The organism is Halomonas sp. AOP5-B2-8, from assembly GCF_052376475.1.
Taxonomy (GTDB): domain Bacteria; phylum Pseudomonadota; class Gammaproteobacteria; order Pseudomonadales; family Halomonadaceae; genus Vreelandella; species Vreelandella casei.
Genome location: NZ_JBQSVS010000004.1, coordinates 472,689 through 488,962 on the forward strand (window position 1 = coordinate 472,689; position 16,274 = coordinate 488,962).

A 16,274-nucleotide genomic window follows, 5' to 3' on the forward strand; every position below is an offset into this window, starting at 1 on the left:
CTAGGCCTACTAGCACTAGCGACGTTCTTATTCACTAAGCGATGCGCTTACGCATCAAGGCGCTACTATGCAATCGATGCAACCTATGCAACCGACGCCAGCACAGCCCATACAGATAAAATTGGCCAATCCGCGTGGCTTTTGCGCCGGCGTGGATCGCGCAATCGATATCGTTAACCGTGCCCTGGATGTCTTTGGCCCGCCTATCTATGTGCGTCACGAAGTCGTGCATAACCGGTTTGTGGTTGAAACGCTGCGCGCCCGTGGGGCTGTGTTTGTAGAAGAGCTGGATGAAGTGCCGGACGACGTCATCGTGATTTTCTCTGCCCACGGCGTGTCTCGCGCGGTTCAGGCGGACGCCGAACGGCGTGGCTTGAAGGTCTTTGATGCCACCTGCCCGCTGGTCACCAAAGTCCACCTGGAAGTGCTGCGCTACGCTAAACGCGGTCAAGAGTGTGTGCTCATCGGCCACGAAGGCCATCCTGAAGTTGAAGGCACCATGGGGCGTTACGACACCTCCCTGGGTGGGCATATCTACTTGGTAGAAGATGAGGAAGACGTGGCTAAGCTTGACGTGCACGATCCTTCGCAGCTGGCTTTCGTGACTCAAACGACGCTTTCGATGGATGACACTGCCAAGGTCATTGCTGCGCTACGTGACAAGTTCCCTGCGATCCAGGGGCCGCGTAATGACGATATCTGCTACGCCACTCAAAACCGTCAGGACGCCGTGCGTGAGCTAGCCGATCAGAGTGATTTACTGCTAGTGGTGGGTAGCCCGAATAGCTCGAATTCAAACCGCTTGCGTGAGCTTTCAGAGCGCATGGGTACGCCTGCCTATCTGATCGACAATGCTGATCAAATTGATCCTCAGTGGCTTGAAAATGTAGCCCATGTTGGCGTTACCGCCGGTGCTAGTGCCCCTGAAGTATTGGTCAAAGGCGTTATTGCTAAGCTGCAAAGCCTCGGTGCTGCGGTGCCGGAAGAGCTGCAGGGGCGCGAAGAGACAATTACCTTCTCCATGCCTAAAGAACTACGTGAAAAGGTCATTGTGAGCGGCTAGGCATCGTGTAGCAATCTGTGACATGCTAACTTTAATACGCTTTTTCAGTGCTGTTTTTAAGCGCTGTTTTTTAAGAGCTATCGTTAGGTACTAATCTCTACGTGCTATATCCGCTCGCTAAGCCGTATGAGCGGATTGACCCAGGAGAAAAGTCGCATGTCCTATGCTCCTCATTCCTCCACTGGCCGTTTTCCGTTGAGCGGCCAGCTCGGTTTTACCTTGATTGAGCTAATGATGGTGGTCGCTATCATTGGCGTGATTGCGTCCATTGCCTACCCCAGCTATACCCGTTACGTGCAGCAATCCATGCGCACGGATGCTCACGCCGGCCTAATGCAGGCAGCCTCTGAACTTGAACGCTGCTACTCGCGTACCTACTCCTATCATGACTGTGCCATTGGTGAGCTGTCTCCCGATCAGCACTATGCCATCGCGTTAACACCCCACGATAGCGGCTATATGCTAACCGCCAGCTCGTTTAAAGAAGACGGCTGCGCTGAAGATCTGCGCTTAAATGCACGTGGTGAAAGGTTGCCTAATGCGTGTTGGTGAGCCGAGCCAGCAGCGGGGCTTTAGCTTAATCGAAGCATTGATTGCGCTGGTGATTCTGTCCGTTGGCTTAATCGGCGTGGCGGCCATGCAGCTAAAGGCGCTACACAGCGCCACGACCGGCTATCAGCATTCGATAGCCAATCTAGCCGCCGTGGATGCACAGGAGCGCCTCTGGGCCCAGCTAGCAAGCGACGATGTCGATGGCTGTGCCAGTATTGATGTCGAAGCAGACTGGAAGGCTCATTGGTTTGGTGATAGTGGGTTTGGTGATAATGGGTTGAACCCTCTGCGCAGAGCTGATGAATCAGCAAGTGGCATACGGCGCTCTGGGTGCGAATTTACCATTGTGATTGCGCTGGCGAGTCGCGAAGGTGGCGCCGAATCAAACGCGCTGAACCATACGCTGACCTATACGCTTGTCCTGCCTGATCTAGCGGGAGGCGGACGATGACGAGCGGGCAAAGAGGCTTTACGCTTGTTGAAGTAATGGTGGCCATGGCGATTGGTACGGTCATTATTTTGGGGGCTGGCCAACTGTTTCTAACCACCTTCCAAACGTTTAGAGCCGTGGATGCCGTTAGCCGCAAGCAAGAGGCGTTAGTCTTTGCGGTGAATACCCTTACGCAAGCGGCGCGCAAAGGCAATATAGCGAATTACGCCATAGCGCCCGATGAGCGTCGCACCGATGGCGGTACCCGCCACTACTGTGTGCTTCAAGATGAACGACAACATCAGCCCTTGGTTGATCTCGCCCAGGTCGACAGCGCGGCCGACTGCCCAGCGCTTTACGAAGCCAATGTTGATGGTGTGTCGACGAGCGTAATGCTGCTTGTCGGTGACTGCCGGGAAAGTGCTAATGCAACCTGCGACCAGTTTACGTGGACGGTGAGTGAGCGTGACAAGGTGGCGGCCTTTTTGGAGGCTCGCTCATGAGACAGCAGCGGGGCGCGGCGTTGGTGATTGTTATGGCGCTACTCTCCGCTGCGCTGATGTTAGGTATGTCGGGCATGCAGGGCGCATTGATTGACGAGCGCTTAGCGGGTAACTACCGGGCAGTGGTGCAGGCCACGATGAACGCTGAGTCCGCCTATTCGAAAGCGCTAGAGGCAGCGTTCAAACAAGATATGGATGCGCTAGATTGGGGGGCGAAAACGTACTCACGCAGCGCGATTGAAGAAATGACGTGGGATGATATTACTCATCTCGGGCAGGTTAATGACCAATGCGCAACCGAAACGGCCGTGTGTTTCTATTTGCCGTTAATCGTTGATGATAGAAAGAGCCTCGTTGCGTTTGGCGCGCTATATGCAAATCAAGAAGGGCCGGTGGTGGTGAGCCATCCTTACTTTTTATTTCTTGAGTAAATGCCTGAATTTAGAGACTAACCGCAGTTGTCGCATCGCGATGTCGATGCACGTATCATATTGCCATGTACGTTCAACGACGAGCCAGAAATCATGAGTCAGTCTGCTAAAACCCGCGTTCTTACCGGTATTACTACCACCGGCACGCCCCATTTAGGCAACTACATTGGGGCGATCAAGCCTGCCATTGAGGCAAGCCAAGACCCCAACGTTCAATCGTTTTACTTTCTGGCTGATTACCATGCGTTGATCAAGTGCCCAGACCCGAAGCGTGTTCAGGAGTCACGGTTGGAGATTGCCGCGACCTGGCTGGCGCTGGGGTTAGATACTGACAATGCCATTTTCTATCGTCAGTCGGACATTCACGAAATCCCCGAGCTGATGTGGATGCTTTCCTGCGTATGCGCCAAGGGCCTGATGAACCGTGCCCATGCTTATAAAGCAGCGGTAGCAGAAAATGAAGAAGCGGAAAATCAGGATGCTGATAAAGGCATCACTATGGGGCTGTTTGGTTATCCCGTGCTGATGGCCGCGGATATTCTAATGTTCAACGCCAACAAGGTGCCGGTCGGGCGTGACCAAATTCAGCATATCGAAATGGCGCGTGATATCGCGGGGCGCTTTAATCACCTTTATAAAGGCCAGCACTTTGCCCTGCCTGACGCCGTCGTCGATGATAAGGTGCCGCTGCTGAATGGCTTAGATGGCCGTAAAATGTCCAAAAGCTACGATAATACGATTCCGCTGTTTGTCGCTGAGAAAAAGCTGCAAAAGCTGGTGCGTAAGATTAAGACCAATTCGCTAGAGCCGGGTGAGCCAAAAGACCCCGATAGCTGCACGCTATTCCAAATTTACTCAGCGTTCGCCACGTCAGAAGAAACCGCTAGTCTGCGTGATCAGTATGCAGAAGGTATTGGCTGGGGTGATGCAAAAAATCAGCTGTTTGATTACTTGAACGCTCAGTTGAGCGCCCCACGTGAGCGCTATAACGAGCTAATGGCAGACCCTGCGCATATTGAGGCAGTGCTGCAAAAAGGCGCCGAGCGCGCCCGCGAAGAAGCCACGCAGACCATGGACCGTTTGCGTGCCGCTGTAGGTTTGGGGCGATTTGTTTAGACGCTGGGCCTTATGGCTTTCTAGCTGCTTTAGCATCTGGTGAAAAAAGCCCTTTCCAGCCGGTACGTATAGCCCTAAAGATATGTAATCTAGATAATAGCCTCCTTCTTAGGGGGCTATTTTATGCTGGATATGGAGTGGCATAGTGAATTTGGCCATCTAATTAGAGAGGCTAATATGCACCAAGAAACAAATAGCTGGCAGTGGGCAACAAGACCAAAACGTAATTTCCGAACTGGCATACTGGCTAAAGCCAGTGGAGTGCAGCGTAAAAAATCAGATTAGGCCGTTCGCAGCAATCAGTTGGGGAAAAGCGCTGATAATCTGTCACCGAACAGGGCGATGGCCAGTCCTACTAGCATCACTATCGACCCGCACAGCTTGATGAGAGAAACAGGCCGTTCATCGGCACCCATCAATCCAAAATGATCGATAAAAAGCGATGAAGTAATTTGCCCTGCGATAGCCAGCCCGAGTAGGGCTGACAGACCAATTTTGGGTGCAAGCACCACGTAACTAAGCAGTGCACTGGCACCTAGCACGCCGCCTATCAGGCTCCACCAAGGCTGGGCAGGAATAGCGGCTAGCGAGGTGACTATCCCGCCTCGCATGAGTGAAAAGAGACCCAGGCACACCGCGCCGGCAGTAAAAGAAAACAAAGCCGCAGCCACAGAGTCTCCTCCGATGCCTTTAGCCAACTGACCGTTCAACGTGGTCTGCAGGGTAATGCCTAGCCCGGCGAAGATGGCCAGCAGATAATATACTGAGTTCATCTCGCTTCTCCTTACTGAGCCGATTCAAGCGGCAAAAACGTCTCAGCAAAAATGTCAGGCTGGTAGCCTGAGGCTGCGAAAAGATGCTCACGGGACTCGTCGACTGCGGCACGGAGTCGCTCGCTGTCCACTCCCACTACCTTGCCATCGCGCTTGACGATACGTCCGCCAATCATAACCGTATCAATATTGCTACGTTCTGCTGCGTGTACCACCGTGCCGAATGCATTGCCTGATGGGTAAAGGTTGATGTCCTCAGCATTGATAAGAACAATGTCGGCCTGCTTACCTGGTGTCAGGCTACCAATTTTGTCCTGCAATCCAGCACAATACGCACCATCGACGGTCGCCGATTTAAGAAGCTGTGCGGCCGGGAGTGTTGTTAGCGCCTCTTTAAAGCCACAAGTATGCTGCTGATGCATGCCCATGACCCGCTGCAGGTAAAATGCCACGCGCATTTCCATAAACATGTCAGTGCTGTAAGACGTTTCATTGTCGACACTTAGCCCAGGATTGATGCCATGACGCTGCGCAGCCGGCATAGCGAACATGCCATCTTCTATGCCGTAGTGCGCATCTGAGCGCGGACATACGTTGACCCGCACACCCGCTTCACGCAAAATTTTCCAACCTTCATCAGGCAATGACGTGCAGTGATTAAAGATATTATCTGGGCCCAGAAGGCCTTGCTGATGCAGTGATTCAAGTTCAGACGCCATCAAAGAGCCAAAGAACTCAGTCACAATGGGTAGCCCTAATCGACGAGCCTCGGCCCACAACTCTGGCTCCAACTGAGCCATGACCCCAAGAGAAACAAGGCTGTCAGGGTTATTCTTAAAATACTTTTCCTGCAAGCGTTGCCAGTTACCTGGCCAGTGCGCTTCGTCCCACTCTCCGGCAACGGGCGCACCCGAGGCATGTATGGCGCGAATGCCCGTATCAAACAGGGCTTCAACGGCAGCATCGGAATGCTCAGCCGTACGGCTATTATGGGAATTGTCTATGACAGTGGTGATACCCGCGTCAATACAGCCTAAGGCCGTTAGCAGGTTGCCGATATAATTATCGGCAGGGCGATAGTATTTGGCAAAAGAGAAGTGCGTGGCATTGCTGTAGTCTTCCAGACATGTAGCATTCGGATTAAGTCGGCGTAGCTGCCCCTCCCAAGAGTGACGATGAGAATCAACCATGCCCGGTATGGCAATCATGCCTGCTGCATCGATAATGACGGCGTCACTGGCCTCAATATCTTCATCAATGGCTATGATGGTGCTGCCTTCGATAAGGATATCGGCGCTGACTAAATTGCCTATATCATCGTCCATACTAAGAACAGTAGCGCCACGGATAAGCGTCCGGGCCGTTAGCGAGTCATGGGTCTGTACTATATTTCGAATATAATCAGTCATCTTCATTTCACCTTTTTGAAATTCGATGAAGAAAAGATACGCAAAGTGACTCGTCTGAAAAAGACAGCTAAACTGTTTTCATTATCCAGAAATAACGAACAATGATGACCTCTGCTGTGGCTCATGGAAAAAGAATATGGATCGTATTCAGGCAATGCAGATTTTTGTCCGTGTAGCTGAGGCAGGGAGCTTTATTCACGCGGCGGAAACGCTGTCCTTACCGGCCTCGACGGTGAGTAGCACGATTAAAAGTCTTGAAAAATATTTACAGGTGCGCTTGCTGAACAGAACAACGCGGCGGGTCAGTCTGACGACTGAGGGTGCACAGTATTTGGCACAATGTCGCGAAATACTGAAACTGATTGAGCAGACAGAGTCTAGCCTGAGCGATTCGGTTAAACGGCCGCAGGGACGTTTGCGGGTTGATATGCCTGGCGGCATTGCACATTTTGTCGTCATGCCCAATCTGAAAGCCTTTTACAGGCGGTATCCAGATATCTATCTGATGATAGGCGTCAACGATCGGCAGGTCGATCTCGTTCAGGAGGGCGTAGATTGCGTTATTCGGACTGGGGAACTCAATGACTCAACGCTCGTCGCGCGACCGCTCGGCCGATTTCGCTGGGTGACGTGTGCTTCTCCAGCCTATCTCACAGAGAAGGGTATTCCGCAGACTCCAGAAGACTTGGCACAGCACCAAGCCGTCCATTATTTTTCAGGACACGCCAGGCGAGCGGGTGAAATGAGCTTTGCCAGTGGCACTGAAAAAATGTCAGTTTCGGTCAGCGGCGCTGCGGCCGCCAATGAGACAGGACTCTACATAAAAATGTGTCTTGAAGGGTTAGGGCTGGCACAGCTTGCTGAGGAAGTGGTATCAGATCATCTGGAAGAAGGCCGGCTGATTGAAGTTCTGGCGGACTGGCAGCCCGCCTCCGTGCCGGTCAACTTGCTCTATCCACATCAGCGTTTTCTCTCGCCAGCCGTGAGCGCATTTGCTGATTGGATCACCGAGCTTGTCCGCGATGGTAATTCGGCAATCTAAAGTGCCGATTCAGTTCGACGATGAACCAGGTTCAAGTTGGACATTTCGCCCGGCCATCATGCCGGTGAATGCGCCGGCAACGGCGATGGCTGCGGTTGTTAACAACGGCGCTGTCCAGCCGCCGGTCCAGTCGTGCAGTTGACCCAGCAGCAGGGGGCCAGCTGCTGCCATCAGGTAACCCACACACTGCGCCATTCCTGACAGCGCCGCCGTGTCGCCAGCATTTTTTGTGCGCAGCCCGATGAACGTCAGGCCGAGCATCATGCTAGCGCCAGAGCCAAAGCCCAAAAGCGCGGCCCATAACATGGCAAGGTTTGGCGCATAAATAAGTCCGATCAGGGATATGGCAACCAGCAGACTGGTCGTTACGGCCGCTAGCTTCTGGTCTTTCAGGCGGCGCAGCGTGGCTGCTAATATCAAGCCCGGAATTGCCGTGGCGAGTTGAAGCGTTCCGTGCACCGATCCTGCTTGTGTGGCAGATATGCCATGGTCTATCAGAATAGTAGGCAGCCAGCCTACAGCGACATAAAAAGGCATCGCATTCAGGCCCATGAACAGTGTGACCTGCCATGCCAGAGGCGATTTCCAGACGGCCACGGTTGCTGATTTTTTCGGACCGGACAGGTTCACCGGGTCGTGTTTTTTCAGCTGAGGCAGCCACAAAACCAGCGCAAACAGCGGAACTGCAACTAACAAGCTCAGAGCAATAGGCCACCCCCACGCCTGCGTCAGGGGAATGATCACGGCTGACCCCACAGCACCCGCTGCGCCCATCGTAATGGCGTAAGCGCCGGTCATGGATGCCATGTTCGTTGAGAAGTCGCGCTTAATCAGGCCAGGTAGTAACACGTTGCCCAGGGCGATCCCCGTGCCTATCAGTACAGTACCGGCGTACAACGCCCAGGCGCTTCCTGCGGAACGCAGCAGAATACCCAGCGAAATGACCACTAGTGCTCCAAACAGGGTGCGCTCGATTCCGAACTTCCGTGCTACGGATGCGCTCAGCGGGGAAAAGGCAGCAAATGCAAGCAAAGGCAGTGAAGTAAGCAGGCCCAGAGCGGAGTTGCTCAGTCCAAAATCATTCTGGATTAGCGGTAGAACCGGCGCTATGCCGGTAAACGGAACCCGCAGGTTGGCGGCAATAAACAGAATGCCCACTACGAGTGCAACGGCATGCCATTTGTTTTTTGTGTCTAACATATTCTCTAACTCTTCTCATAAAAAAGAAGAACTGTAGAGAATAGAACGCTCATATAATATAGAGATTATGACACCTGATAACTAAATTATGCCAAATTTCAAAAAAGGCGTTTCATCGCCGGAAGATTTCGATTCAGATGTGTTTGCTCAGGCAGCGATTGCCCTCAAGGTCGCGCCCGAACTGAATCATTCAGGTATTAGCCCGCATGATCACCGTAAAGGCCAGCTGATCTTATCCTTGCGCGGTGCGGTGAGCTGTGAGGTACAGAACGCACTGTGGCTCGTTCCTCCCCAGCATGCGGTATGGATACCCGGCGGCACCCCTCACAGTTGCCGAGTTACCCAAAACGCCCGCACCTGTTTCCTATTTGTTGAGCCTGACGCGGCAGTTATGCCTGAAGCATGTTGTACGGTTGCCATCACACCTCTTGTCCGGGAGTTGATCCTGCATCTTGCTGAACAGGAGCCGACTTACCTTTCCGAGGGCAAAACAGCGCGGCTGGTTGCGGTGCTTCTCGAACAGCTTTCTGACGCGCCGGTTAAAGAGCTGCACCTGCCAATATCAGACCACCCGAAAATCAGACAGATTGCAGATACGCTCTTTGCAGACCCCGGTGACCGTACAACGCTCCGCCAGTGGGCCGCCCGGCTTGCAACCAGCGAGCGATCGCTGGCGAGACTAGTGCAAAGCGCTACCGGGCTGAGCTTCGGACGCTGGCGCCAGCAGTTGCATCTAATGATCGCACTGAGCCATCTGGCAGAGGGCGCCTCTGTGCAAAGTGTGGCCGGCACTCTGGGGTATGACTCTGTGAATGCATTCATCACGATGTTCAAGAAAGCGCTAGGCAAATCGCCTACACAATATTTTTCCACTCTGCGTTAATGCCCTGCTGTTCGATACTGGCCGAAAGCTGAAGTAAGAAGAGAGAGGTGTGAACCCTTTGTTTAGCATCAGTAAGGAAACAGCTGTGCTTTAGACTAGATCTTGTCTTCCTCCGACAGAGGTACGGGGCGGTATAGCACGCAGGCACAATCTTGGTTAGCAAACCAAGATGGCAACAACAGCCAAGGTAGCTTTTTATTTTTTACACGCTGCGTAAAAAAACATCCCATGAATATGATATTCATGGGATGTGCAGCCCGGTATTCAGAGAATTACATAGAAATTACTATATTCTCCAAATGAAAGGGGCTTTTTTACAACATGCACTGTGCTTTGAGACGCGGCTTTGCAGGTTCGTTTTAACGGTTCTGCTTAGCCTTCAATCGGAGCGCGCCAGTCGTCAGAACCGGAGGTGCCGGCAACGGTGTGTTCCCAATCGATTTTGCGGTAAGCCAATGACACATCCATCAACTGAGTAAATTCAGATTTGTTGATGTCCTGGGCATGTGGCATGCGCAGGTTGATGTCAACGATCGTGGCATCGGTCAATGTTGTGGTGAAGAAGTGTTCCTGCTTACCTTCAACAGACGTGCGGTACCAGTTGAGTGCTACGTTAGGCAGCATTTCCCCAGACGCAAGAGCGTTGTACATCAACGGTACTGATTTGTTGAGAGCAACGGTAAAGATAAAAGGTTTATGAGCGCGCTGGCCGGAAGGCTGACCAGACTGCGGGTCAGTCGGTACGGTAACCACATGCTTGAACTCTTGAACCAGCATCTCGTCTTCGTGGCCTTCAACATAAATGTTGCCGACAGAGTCCGGTGTAAAGGCACCAGCGGTAATGTTGCCCTGAGTTTGGCCTTCAATGCTGATATAACATGGTGTTGGCATGGTCTGCTCCTTGACTGAGATATAGAAAGAAATGTCACGCTGACTCAATATATAAAGCAAGGGTCATGCCGTTTATAATTTAATCAATAATTTCAATAGTTTATTTATAATTATATTAATTGTTAATTATTATTAGGCAAAATATTGCCTATTTTAAGCAACTCTTTGCTTGCTTGGCAACGAATTGCTCATTCATCTTTGGTTATAATTTTAGACTATTTTTTATAGTAATTTATGAGTGCTTTTGGTTTCATTGAGTAACGTAGATATTCAAAACGTGGTGCATATTTTCTTTTATTCAATCTCTGATCAGCTTAATCATTAAGGCGCTATTCATTTTAGCCGCCTCATTTGTGCGTGATTTCAGTCAATAACCTTAAGAGATTGCCGACAGAGTTTGTAAGAGATATCTTACAAATTATGATTAGCAAATGAATGTTAATTACTATTTTGATAATTTGCAGCCTAACTTCTTAAAATGTGTCGCTAACGTGGCGTAAATCCTATTTTGATGACTGAGTGCTTAACGGTTCTTAGGCAGCTGGGGTGTTATAGGTAGAGAAGCCGTGATTGGTGCATGTCCAAGCAATTAGTTACCGTCCCTAGATTGAGAACTATTAACAGTTACATTGATACATTTCTCTCCAGGGCTAAATTCCATGGCTAAGCAAGGAACCGTTGCGCCGAAAGAGCGCATCAATATCAAGTATGTGCCAGCTACCGGTGACCAGCAGTCCGAAACGGAACTGCCGCTCAAGCTAATGGTGGTGGGTGATTTTAAAGGCGGGGAGGAAGAAACCCCTATTGAAGAGCGCCAGGCCGTCTCTGTTGATAAAAGCAACTTCCAATCGGTCATGCGTGAGGCGGGACTGAGTTTACAAACCGCGGTGCCTAACCGGCTCGATGAAGGTGATGAAGCGAACGATATCGCTGTCAATCTTGATTTCAAATCACTCGAAGATTTTTCGCCTGACGCAGTCGCAAAGCAGGTGCCTGAATTACGCAAGCTCGTTGAATTGCGCGAAGCGCTGGTTGCCTTGAAAGGGCCGCTGGGGAACGTGCCTGCTTTTCGTGATCGGCTGCAGAAGCTGCTGGAAAACGACGAAGCGCGCCAGCAGCTGTTAAACGAGCTGCACTTGCTGGATGCCGATAAGGATAAATAAATCCTAGGTATTAGCAGCGTTTTTTCAATGCGATATAGCGTATTCGAGGCACAGTGATGAGTAAGTCAGCAAAGCAGCAGGGCACAGCAGCATCGGTAGAGACAGAAGCAGAGGTATCGCTACTTGATCAGGTAATGGCGCAAACGCGCATGGCGCCTGCCGATGAAGGGTACGATGTTGCCAAGCAAGGCGTGGCGGCGTTTATCGCTGAGCTGCTGAATGGCGGCGAGGCGGCCCCTAAGGTCAATAAATCACTTGTTGATAACATGATTGTTGAGCTTGATCGCAAAATTAGTCATCAAGTTGATGAAGTATTACACGAAACCAGCTTTCAGCAGCTAGAGTCAGCGTGGCGCGGCTTGAAGCTGCTGGTTGATCGCACCGATTTTCGTGAGAATATTAAGCTTGATGTGCTGCATGCGACCAAAGAAGAACTGCTAGAAGACTTTGAATTCGCCTCTGAAATCAGCCAGAGCGGCTTATATCAGCACGTTTATAACGCTGGCTACGGCCAGTTCGGCGGTGAGCCCGTTGCCGGTATCATTGGCCATTATGACTTTTCACCTGCCACGCCGGACATGAAGCTACTGCAGTATGCATCAGCCGTGGGCGCCATGGCGCACGCGCCGTTTATGTCATCTGTTGCCCCTTCGTTTTTTGGTATCGATAGCTTTGAAGAGCTGCCGAATATCAAAGACTTCAAAGCGATTTTTGAAGGGCCCAAGTATGCTCGCTGGCGCAGCCTGCGTGAGTCGGAAGACGCCCGCTACCTGGGCTTAACCGCGCCACGCTTTTTGCTACGGACGCCTTATGATCCGGTAGAAAATCCCATCAAGACCTTTAACTACCGTGAAAATGTGAGTGAAGGTCACGAAGACTATCTGTGGGGCAATACCGCTTACCTTTTAGCCGAGCGGCTAACCGATAGTTTTGCCAAGTATCGCTGGTGCCCCAATATCATTGGGCCACAAAGCGGCGGGTCGGTTGAGAATTTGCCCGTGCACACCTACGAAGCGCTGGGCCAGCTACAGGCGAAAATTCCTACCGAGGTGTTAATCACCGATCGACGCGAGTTTGAAATGGCCGAAGAAGGCTTCATTTCACTAACCATGCGTAAGGGTAGCGATAACGCTGCGTTCTTTTCAGCCAACTCCGTTCAAAAGCCCAAGGTCTTCCCCAATACCCCTGAGGGAAAAGCGGCAGAGACCAATTTTAAGTTGGGCACACAGCTTCCTTACATGTTCATCATCAACCGCTTGGCACACTACGTAAAAGTGCTTCAGCGTGAGCAGGTCGGCTCCTGGAAGGAACGTCAGGATCTTGAGCGTGAGCTGAATGCTTGGATACGTCAGTACGTGGCTGATCAGGAAAATCCGCCTGCAGATGTGCGTAGCCGCCGCCCGCTACGTGCTGCCTCTATTCAGGTTTCTGATGTTGAGGGTGAGCCAGGCTGGTACCAAGTCTCCATGTCCGTGCGTCCGCACTTTAAATACATGGGTGCTAACTTCGAACTCTCACTTGTTGGACGCCTCGACAAAGAATAAAGGAACACCGTCATGGCAGCTGACAGCGGTGGATTGCTGAGAAGTGGGTCGTTGAGAAGCAAGTCGTTGATAAATGAGTCGCAGGGAAGAGAGTCGTTGGGGAGCCGCTTATTCGAACGCCTTGCGGCGCCTCACCAGCCCGTGCTGCGGGACGAAGGCGACGAGCTAATGGCGGTGGTGGCGTCGGTCAAGCGCCACCTGGTTGATTTGCTCAATAGCCACCCAGGCAACAGTGCGTGCGCTCCTGAGCTGGGGCTGCTTGATTTCAACGACGCCACGATCGGCGTTTTGGATCTAGAGCTCAATATTCAGCAAGCCATCCGCCAGTGTATTGAACGCTTTGAGCCGCGAGTCAAACGCGTGGACGTTGAGTCGTTGCCCAATCACGGTGACCCGCTGCAGCTACGTTTTCAGGTGCATGCAACGGTTGCGCTGGGCAGAGATAACACCCACGCCACTATCGATTTGTTGCTCAACAACAAGCGTTATCAGTGCCTTAACTGATAGACCTAAGAGGCACGCATGCTTAATCGCTACTATCGAGATGAACTCAACTTCTTGAAGCGCCAGGGGCGGGAGTTTGCAGATGCAAACCCCGGCCTGAGCCGCTTTCTTTCTGAGCGTAGCACGGACCCTGACGTAGAGCGTTTGTTAGAGGGATTCGCTTTCCTCACGGGGCGAATGCGCGAGAAGGTGGATGATGAGTTCCCGGAACTCACTCACTCCTTAATAAGCATGCTGTGGCCGAACTACCTTCGCCCCGTACCCAGCATGACCGTGGTGCAGTTCACGCCGACGTGGCACGCGCTAAGCCAGCAGCAGCAAGTGCCGCGCGGCACTGAACTTGCTAGCGAGCCGGTAGACGGCACGGCGTGCCAGTTTCGTACCTGCCATGACGTGGTGCTTTATCCGTTAGCGCATGCCGGTGTAGATGCCCGCCACACGCGCGAGTCGTCTATCGTTGAGCTGACCATGGACGTACGCAGCGATCAGCCGATGAATGCCATGGGAATTAACGCTCTGCGCCTGCATTTGGGCGGCGATGGCTATACCGCTCGTACGCTGTACCTATGGATGAGCCATTACCTGGCCCGCCTTGAGCTAGAGATCGACGGTAAGGTACAGACATTACCCGCTAGCGCTTTAAAAGCCGTTGGGTATGAGCGCGATCAGGCACTGCTGCCGTACCCGCAGAACGTTCATCAAGGTTACCGCATACTGCAGGAGTACCTCTGCTTTCCTGAGGCGTTCCATTTTTTCGATGTGCTGAATTTAAACCAGTATTTGCCTGGGGAGGCGGCGCGCAGCGTGACGTTGCGCTGTGTGTTTTCACGCATCTTGCCGACCGATGCGCGGGTGCAAGATGAGCACTTGGCGCTGTACTGCACGCCGGCGATCAATCTCTTTGAGCATGATGCTGAGCCCATCGATTTAAGCGGTGAACGCAGCGAATACCGTATTCGACCTAGCAGCCGATCGCCTTCTCACTACGAGGTATTCAGCGTTGATCAGGTGCAGGGCGGGTTGGCGGGCGAGCATGCGGATGCCCAGGGAAATCCAAGAAACTACGTCCCGTTTGAAAGCTTTCAACACCAAATAGAGCAAGACCGGGGGCGTGAAGCGCTGTATTACCGCGTTCGCGTGCGCGACAGCCTGCGCAGCGATGGCTTTGATCATGACATTGCGTTTGTGCGCGGTGATGAGCGGGCCCGCGTGGGGCGTCGCGAAACGATTTCTTTACAGTTGACCTGCAGTAACCGTGAGCTGCCCGAGCAGCTGACTATTGGCGACCTGTGCGTGCCGACCGAAGAGAGCCCTGCTTACGCTGCGTTTCGCAATATCACCCGGCCAACGCCGGTGCTGCGCCCTGCGCTTGACGATGGGCTGCTGTGGATACTGATTTCCAACCTGTCGCTTAACTATCTCTCGCTGCTTGAGCGTGATGCGTTGTGCTCGGTACTACGGGCGTATGACTTTCGTGCGCTGGTGGACCGCCAGGCTGAGCGGGTGGCGCAAAAACGCTTAGCCGGGATTATCGATATCGACACCCAGTCGGTTGACCGGCTGCGTAAAGGGCTGCCCGTGCGTGGCTTGCGTTCGGTGATGACGCTTGATCAGGAGGCCTTTGGTGACGAAGGCGGCCTCTATTTGTTTGGTAGCGTGCTGGCGCGCTTCTTTTCGCTTTACGCAAGCATCAACTCTTTTCACGAGTTGCATGTCATTAATCGCCATAACCAAGAGCGCTACACATGGACCTTACAGGCGGGGCAGCAGCCCCTAATGTAGCGCTTGCCCCCGTGATTCAGGGGGCGCGACGCTACGAGTTTTATCGACTCGTCGAGCTTCTGCACCGGCATCATGGCGATGACTTAGAGCAGCGGTATAGCGGTAGCGTGCCCTCTTTTCAACGAGTGCGCTACAGCGCATCGGCGTCGCTAGGCTTTCCCAGCAGTGACGTGCTCGCCCTGCGAGAAAGCCAGGCAGGCCAGTATGAGATGGAAGTCAGTTTTCTCGGGTTGCAGGGTTCGCAGTCCCCACTACCCGGTTACTACTTGGAAACGTTGGCGCATAGCGCCGCCCACCAGGAAGGTGCCGCAGGCGATTTTCTAGACTTCTTCAACCATCGGCTGCTGACGCTCGCCCACCGTAATTGGCGTAAATATCGCCATTACGTGCGCTATCAAGATGACGCTGCCGATGGTTTTTCCGCCGCCATTTTTGCGTTGGTTGGGCTTGCCGACAGCGACCTGCGCGGCGAAACGCCAATCAACTGGAGCAAAATGCTCGCCTACGCAGGCCTGTTAGCGGGGCGCTCGCGCTCGCCGGATGTGGTGTGCGGCATTGTGGGCCACTGCTTTGATTTAGCCAGTGTCGAGATAGACGAGTGGGTGATGCGCTGGGTAGAAATTCCAGCGGACCAGCGAAGCCGCACAGGCATGGCGGGAATGACCCTAGGAGAAGATATGGTCACCGGGGAGCGTGTCGCCGATGTTAAAGGCAAGTTTGCACTTTGTTTGCGCGGGCTGAGCTTAGCGCGTTTCAGAGATTTTCTGCCCGACGGTGAAGAACACAAACCGCTACGAACCCTAGTGAGCTTTGTACTGCGCGAGCCGCTGGCCTACGACCTTGAACTTGAATTATTGGAGAGTGAGGTCAAGCCGATGCGTTTAGGCGACACCGGCTCATGCCAGCTTGGGTGGACCACGTTTGTTGACCCAGAAAGCGACGACAGCACAGCGCGCCGCTGTGTACGCATTCAGATGACGAGTTAAGC

General features: G+C 52.7%; 17 protein-coding genes. 13 read left to right on the forward strand and 4 right to left on the reverse strand.

Features of this window, described 5'->3' with window-relative positions; all coding sequences use genetic code 11:
- The first annotated feature begins 67 nt into the window (after positions 1 to 67).
- The 6 genes from ispH (at position 68) to ACT3RP_RS12335 (ending at position 4,095) form a co-directional block, all read left to right on the forward strand.
- Complete coding sequence (ispH, locus tag ACT3RP_RS12310) at positions 68 to 1,063, forward strand: 4-hydroxy-3-methylbut-2-enyl diphosphate reductase (protein ID WP_483393869.1); 996 nt, start codon at positions 68 to 70, stop codon at positions 1,061 to 1,063.
- Between the two features lie 156 nt (positions 1,064 to 1,219).
- Positions 1,220 to 1,615: a type IV pilin protein gene (locus tag ACT3RP_RS12315; RefSeq protein WP_441685997.1), complete on the forward strand. Its 396-nt coding sequence runs from the start codon at positions 1,220 to 1,222 to the stop codon at positions 1,613 to 1,615.
- Positions 1,602 to 2,066: a type IV pilus modification protein PilV gene (gene pilV, locus ACT3RP_RS12320; RefSeq protein ID WP_483393870.1), complete on the forward strand. Its 465-nt coding sequence runs from the start codon at positions 1,602 to 1,604 to the stop codon at positions 2,064 to 2,066. The genes ACT3RP_RS12315 and pilV overlap by 14 nt, the downstream gene beginning before the upstream one ends.
- Positions 2,063 to 2,548: a PilW family protein gene (locus tag ACT3RP_RS12325; RefSeq protein WP_483393871.1), complete on the forward strand. Its 486-nt coding sequence runs from the start codon at positions 2,063 to 2,065 to the stop codon at positions 2,546 to 2,548. Before pilV ends, ACT3RP_RS12325 begins: the two co-directional genes overlap by 4 nt.
- Positions 2,545 to 2,979, forward strand: coding sequence for a pilus assembly PilX family protein (locus tag ACT3RP_RS12330; protein ID WP_483393872.1), 435 nt, complete (start codon positions 2,545 to 2,547; stop codon positions 2,977 to 2,979). Before ACT3RP_RS12325 ends, ACT3RP_RS12330 begins: the two co-directional genes overlap by 4 nt.
- 93 nt (positions 2,980 to 3,072) lie before the next feature.
- Positions 3,073 to 4,095: a tryptophan--tRNA ligase gene (locus tag ACT3RP_RS12335; protein WP_483393873.1), complete on the forward strand. Its 1,023-nt coding sequence runs from the start codon at positions 3,073 to 3,075 to the stop codon at positions 4,093 to 4,095.
- Positions 4,096 to 4,394: 299 nt separating this feature from the next.
- Here ACT3RP_RS12335 and ACT3RP_RS12340 read toward each other — a convergent pair whose 3' ends face one another.
- Both ACT3RP_RS12340 and ACT3RP_RS12345 read right to left on the reverse strand, forming a co-directional pair.
- Positions 4,395 to 4,868 (reverse strand): DMT family transporter, encoded by a 474-nt coding sequence (locus tag ACT3RP_RS12340; RefSeq protein ID WP_483393874.1) that lies wholly within the window; start codon positions 4,866 to 4,868, stop codon positions 4,395 to 4,397.
- A gap of 11 nt (positions 4,869 to 4,879) precedes the next feature.
- Positions 4,880 to 6,277, reverse strand: coding sequence for an amidohydrolase family protein (locus tag ACT3RP_RS12345; protein WP_483393875.1), 1,398 nt, complete (start codon positions 6,275 to 6,277; stop codon positions 4,880 to 4,882).
- Between the two features lie 136 nt (positions 6,278 to 6,413).
- On the opposite strand from ACT3RP_RS12345, the gene ACT3RP_RS12350 reads away from it, so the two are divergent.
- Positions 6,414 to 7,319: a LysR family transcriptional regulator gene (locus ACT3RP_RS12350; protein ID WP_444672001.1), complete on the forward strand. Its 906-nt coding sequence runs from the start codon at positions 6,414 to 6,416 to the stop codon at positions 7,317 to 7,319.
- A gap of 9 nt (positions 7,320 to 7,328) precedes the next feature.
- On the opposite strand, the gene ACT3RP_RS12355 is transcribed toward ACT3RP_RS12350, so the two are convergent.
- On the reverse strand, positions 7,329 to 8,519 hold the full coding sequence (locus ACT3RP_RS12355; protein ID WP_483393876.1) for an MFS transporter: 1,191 nt from the start codon (positions 8,517 to 8,519) through the stop codon (positions 7,329 to 7,331).
- Positions 8,520 to 8,607: 88 nt separating this feature from the next.
- Here ACT3RP_RS12355 and ACT3RP_RS12360 point away from each other — a divergent pair, with 88 nt between their 5' ends.
- Positions 8,608 to 9,402 carry an AraC family transcriptional regulator gene (locus ACT3RP_RS12360; RefSeq protein ID WP_444672003.1) on the forward strand — a complete coding sequence of 265 codons (795 nt, stop codon included), beginning with the start codon at positions 8,608 to 8,610 and terminating at the stop codon, positions 9,400 to 9,402.
- A gap of 372 nt (positions 9,403 to 9,774) precedes the next feature.
- On the opposite strand, the gene ACT3RP_RS12365 is transcribed toward ACT3RP_RS12360, so the two are convergent.
- Positions 9,775 to 10,293, reverse strand: coding sequence for an Hcp family type VI secretion system effector (locus ACT3RP_RS12365; protein ID WP_096277924.1), 519 nt, complete (start codon positions 10,291 to 10,293; stop codon positions 9,775 to 9,777).
- 659 nt (positions 10,294 to 10,952) lie between these two features.
- On the opposite strand from ACT3RP_RS12365, the gene tssB reads away from it, so the two are divergent.
- The 5 genes from tssB to tssG are packed head-to-tail and all read left to right on the forward strand — an operon-like array spanning position 10,953 to position 16,272.
- A complete protein-coding gene (gene tssB / locus ACT3RP_RS12370) occupies positions 10,953 to 11,456 on the forward strand; it encodes a type VI secretion system contractile sheath small subunit (protein WP_096277926.1) in 504 nt (167 codons plus the stop codon).
- A gap of 56 nt (positions 11,457 to 11,512) precedes the next feature.
- Positions 11,513 to 13,000, forward strand: a complete 1,488-nt coding sequence (gene tssC, locus ACT3RP_RS12375) for a type VI secretion system contractile sheath large subunit (protein ID WP_483393877.1) — start codon at positions 11,513 to 11,515, stop codon at positions 12,998 to 13,000.
- 12 nt (positions 13,001 to 13,012) lie between these two features.
- Complete coding sequence (tssE, locus tag ACT3RP_RS12380) at positions 13,013 to 13,504, forward strand: type VI secretion system baseplate subunit TssE (RefSeq protein WP_096277931.1); 492 nt, start codon at positions 13,013 to 13,015, stop codon at positions 13,502 to 13,504.
- An 18-nt stretch (positions 13,505 to 13,522) separates the two neighbouring features.
- Positions 13,523 to 15,286 (forward strand): type VI secretion system baseplate subunit TssF, encoded by a 1,764-nt coding sequence (gene tssF, locus ACT3RP_RS12385; RefSeq protein WP_483393878.1) that lies wholly within the window; start codon positions 13,523 to 13,525, stop codon positions 15,284 to 15,286.
- The gene (gene tssG, locus ACT3RP_RS12390) at positions 15,250 to 16,272 is read left to right on the forward strand and encodes a type VI secretion system baseplate subunit TssG (RefSeq protein ID WP_483393879.1); all 1,023 of its coding nucleotides are present in this window, start codon (positions 15,250 to 15,252) and stop codon (positions 16,270 to 16,272) included. The genes tssF and tssG overlap by 37 nt, the downstream gene beginning before the upstream one ends.
- Positions 16,273 to 16,274 lie beyond the last annotated feature (2 nt).